The organism is Synechococcales cyanobacterium T60_A2020_003 (assembly GCA_015272205.1).
In the GTDB taxonomy this organism is placed as follows: Bacteria; Cyanobacteriota; Cyanobacteriia; order RECH01; family RECH01; genus JACYMB01.
Window position 1 is genome coordinate 1 of sequence record JACYMB010000340.1, and the last position, 3,721, is coordinate 3,721.

A 3,721-nucleotide genomic window follows, 5' to 3' on the forward strand; every position below is an offset into this window, starting at 1 on the left:
ACTGAAGGAAACGCCTTATTCTCAATACGGTGTGCTTCTTGCTGTGACCAATTACAAAAAATGTTTGGCCGTCGGGATTTTGGATTGCGAATAATTGGCCTCCCCCATAGCCCTCTGGAACCTTGACAAACCGGGTATCCGTTCCGACATAGCGCTGCTGTAGCTCGGCTGAAACCTCATCCGGACGGCGATCGTTCAGCCACCACATTTGATGAATACCCGGTAACGGATCGGCAGTGACCGAACTAGAGGTGAAAAATTGTTCAGGATTGTCAAATGTTCGCGGCGACGGTGCGATGCCCTGAGCCGTTAAATCTCCTTGCATACCTTCAAGATTGCTAGCAAAGGCAGTTTGCAGCGGAAGGGGGGCGAAGGGCGTGGGCAAAGTCAATTCAGCTGTATGTTGTGGTGCTAAGAGAAAACGACCAATGGGCGTGTCTTGGGCGTGAGTGGCGATCGCCCCGCTTCGTCCAAATCTTCCCGTGCCGCGTACAGCACATCGCTCACAATCTGCTGTTCTTGGCGCATAAGCTGAAACCAGAACCAGGCTCTCTCTAATCCAGTCGCCACGGTAAAAACCGACAATCCCACTAGCGGCACCATGACGGGGCCGCCCTTAATCACCCATTCCAACACTGGGAACATGGCCTGCTCTCTTTACTGCGGTGCAATCGTTATCCCTCATTGCTCAGAATAACGGAACCCCTTGGCGAATCTGTTTAAGAGTGGGCAAGTGAGAGACTAAGGCAAGGTTAAGCTTCTGAAGGGTGGGATGGGGATTGGGCGATCGCCCAATGGTCCCTAACCCCATCGGACGATTGAGGGGTGTCATACTGGCACGACTTGCAACGTGTGGCGATGATTGAGAGTGAGTGTCGTATCAACGGCAAAATCAGCCGAGAGCACCGCTACGACTGGAGCCGTTTGGGTAATGATCCTTACCGCATCCAGATCCTTTCCCAGTCGTTTTCATGGGTTTGCCCTAGGTTCTGGAGGGGTGGTGTAGCGTTTTAGCTCATCCGTCAACGATGCATCACGGGAGGCTGTGCGTGCCCCGGCTTCGGCGGCCCAGCGCTTGAGGCGGATGATTTGCTCATGGGCGATCGCCGCTAGGGGAACCGTTTCTTCAATAGACAGCAAAATATCTTCGGTGGTGAAATCGCGCCGCTGTCCCTGATGCAGGGTGGCAAACGCCCGGTGCATCCCGTCAATAATCACCTGCTCAATTTCCGCACCGCTAAAGTCCTTCGCCTGTTTTGCTAGCAGAGGCAGGTTAAACTCCCGTAGCCGGCTGGGACGCAGGCGTTGTAGGTGTACCTTAAAAATATCTTGCCGTTCCGAAAGCGTCGGTAAGTTGAGAAAAAAGATCTCATCAAACCGTCCTTTTCGCAGCAGTTCTGCGGGCAAAATCTGCACGTTATTGGCCGTTGCTACGATAAAGACTGGACTCGTTTTTTCCTGCATCCAGGTAATTAAACTGCCAAAGACCCGCCGACTGGTTCCCGAATCGCCATCGACGCCGCTGGTAATGTTGCCAAAGGCTTTATCAATTTCGTCAATCCATAGGACACAAGGGGCGATCGCCTCGGCAAGCTGAATCATTTGGCGAATCCGGCTTTCACTTTCCCCCACAATGCCGCCAAACAAGCGTCCCGTATCCAGTCGCAGCAGGGGGAGTCTCCATTCGTGGGCGATCGTCTTTGCCGAAAGGGATTTGCCCGTGCCCTGAATGCCTACCAGCAGCACCCCTTTCGGGTTGGGAATGCCATACCGTCGCGCCTCTTCGGTAAACGTGCCCTGCCGCATCCGCACCCAATCTTTGAGATTGTCTAACCCGCCCACGCTGCTGAGGGAATCCTGAGTTGGATAAAACTCTAGAATTCCCGTCTGGCGGATCGCTTGCTTTTTCTCATCTAGCACCCTTTGGATATCACTTTCGTTGATGCACTGCTTGGTGGCGATCGCCATTGCCAGCACCCGCCGAATTCGGGCACGACTCAAGCCTTGACACGCTTTGATCAACTGCTCCTTGGCTAAGCCCTCAATTTGAAATTGATTGGTGGGAACCGTTTGGGCAATCAGGCGTTCGATATCGCTTGCCGTGGGTAACGGGAAGTCGATTACGGTGATATCTTCGGCCAGATCCGTGGGGATGTCTAAGGTTGGGCTGAGGAGGATCACGGTTTTGCGACTGCGTTTCAGATCCCGCACTAGATTCTTCAATTCCCGGATAATCGGAGCCTGTTTCTCCTGAATCGGAGCTTTCAAAAATGGGTGCAAGTCTCGCAGGACAAAGATCACCGACTCTTGCGGTGTGACACTAGCGACCCGACTCAACGCCGCCATCACCGAGCCTTTGCCGGAACCGTCATCCTCCCATCCCCGCACCACATCCCACAGCAATAGTTTTCGGGGAGACGTTGCCTGGGTCGCTACGGCCTGCAGCATCTCTTCCACAGGTTCCTCTTCGACGGAAACGATGTAGAGGATCGGAAACCGTGCTCGGATCATCAGATCCAGTTGATTCACCATCGGATGATTGGACATACCTTGTTCGTTCGCCACCTATTGTCTCCGTTCCGCGATCGCACTCAATCCGTTAACAAATTCGTTGCAGTTCCCAAACTCGGCATCCATTCCAAGCCTACTGCTCTACACTTTGGGTACGTTTGCGTCTGTTTTCTAGTCTATTTCCCTCCAATGGCTTCTCCGATCCAATCTTCACGGTTTTCTTTGGCAACGACTCTCTATGCTGCATTGACTGGAGGTCTAACCTGGATTGCCGTCGTTCTGCAATTCCATATCACGACTAATAAGGCGATTGAGGATGGCCTGGGATTCTGGATCGGTGCAACGCGATACTTTGGTTACTTTACGGTGCTGACCAATTTGCTGGTGGCCATCGCCCTTACGGTTCCGCTGATTGTGCCTTGGCATCGGATCTCGTCTTTTTTAACCCATCCGTCTACTCGAACGGCGATCGCTGGATACATCATTATGGTTGGCGTTGCCTATTACCTGCTCCTCAAAAACGTTTGGAATCCCCAAGGGTTACAGCTCTTTGTGCATCATCTGCTGCATAGCGTGATTCCGATTGCCTATGTGATGTTCTGGGCTATGTTTGTACCTAAAACTCGACTGCAATGGCGCGATTTGCTGGTCTGGTTGATCTATCCGCTCATCTATTTGGCGATCGCCCTGATGCGCGGTGCCCTGTTCAACTGGTATCCCTATCCCTTTTTAGAGGTGGATAAACTCGGCTATCCAGAGGTTTTGTGGAATTCTCTAGAGTTATTGCTAGGGTTTGCGGTCGTTAGCCTGGGGTTAATTGGCATCGGTCGCCTGGCGGGGTATTGGCTTAAACAAAATCAGTAGATCGACAATAAGTGTATTTCTCAATGAATCCTGGCTTTGACCCTCCTAAATCCCCCTACCCTTCGGGAAGCCGCTTTGCGTCTATAAAAAGGGGGATTTCAAGCCATCTTTGGCTCGGGTTCCCCCTTCCGGAAGGGAGGCTAGGGGTGAACCAAACAAGGTTTGTAATCTGATCGTGCATCGAACGTTGATGGCAAAACCTGCCTCCACGCACGATACTATTCTCCAGTCGTTGCGGCGGTTGTGTCCCCCTCAGGACTTGTGATCAGCACAAACCCTCTAGTAAGGTTTGAGGTGGAGTCTATGGTATTCATCGCTCGCCATAGATCGTCCGTTGTTACCCAAA

6 protein-coding genes are annotated in these 3,721 nt (G+C 52.3%); 1 reads left to right on the forward strand and 5 read right to left on the reverse strand.

Going from position 1 to position 3,721, the window contains the following annotated elements; translation table 11 throughout:
- From IGR76_16885 to IGR76_16900, 4 genes are all read right to left on the reverse strand, one after another.
- Positions 1–385: hypothetical protein (locus IGR76_16885; GenBank protein MBF2080139.1), on the reverse strand; the 385-nt coding region annotated here is incomplete at its 3' end.
- A 26-nt stretch (positions 386–411) separates the two neighbouring features.
- Positions 412–645, reverse strand: a complete 234-nt coding sequence (locus IGR76_16890; protein ID MBF2080140.1) for a hypothetical protein — start codon at positions 643–645, stop codon at positions 412–414.
- Positions 646–688: 43 nt separating this feature from the next.
- Positions 689–832 carry a hypothetical protein gene (locus tag IGR76_16895; protein ID MBF2080141.1) on the reverse strand — a complete coding sequence of 48 codons (144 nt, stop codon included), beginning with the start codon at positions 830–832 and terminating at the stop codon, positions 689–691.
- Between the two features lie 137 nt (positions 833–969).
- A complete protein-coding gene (locus tag IGR76_16900; GenBank protein ID MBF2080142.1) occupies positions 970–2,511 on the reverse strand; it encodes an AAA family ATPase in 1,542 nt (513 codons plus the stop codon).
- Positions 2,512–2,700: 189 nt separating this feature from the next.
- Between IGR76_16900 and IGR76_16905 the strand changes: the two genes are divergently transcribed.
- A complete protein-coding gene (locus IGR76_16905; protein MBF2080143.1) occupies positions 2,701–3,375 on the forward strand; it encodes a Pr6Pr family membrane protein in 675 nt (224 codons plus the stop codon).
- 218 nt (positions 3,376–3,593) lie between these two features.
- Here the strand turns inward: IGR76_16905 and IGR76_16910 are convergent.
- Positions 3,594–3,721: hypothetical protein (locus tag IGR76_16910; GenBank protein MBF2080144.1), on the reverse strand; the 128-nt coding region annotated here is incomplete at its 5' end.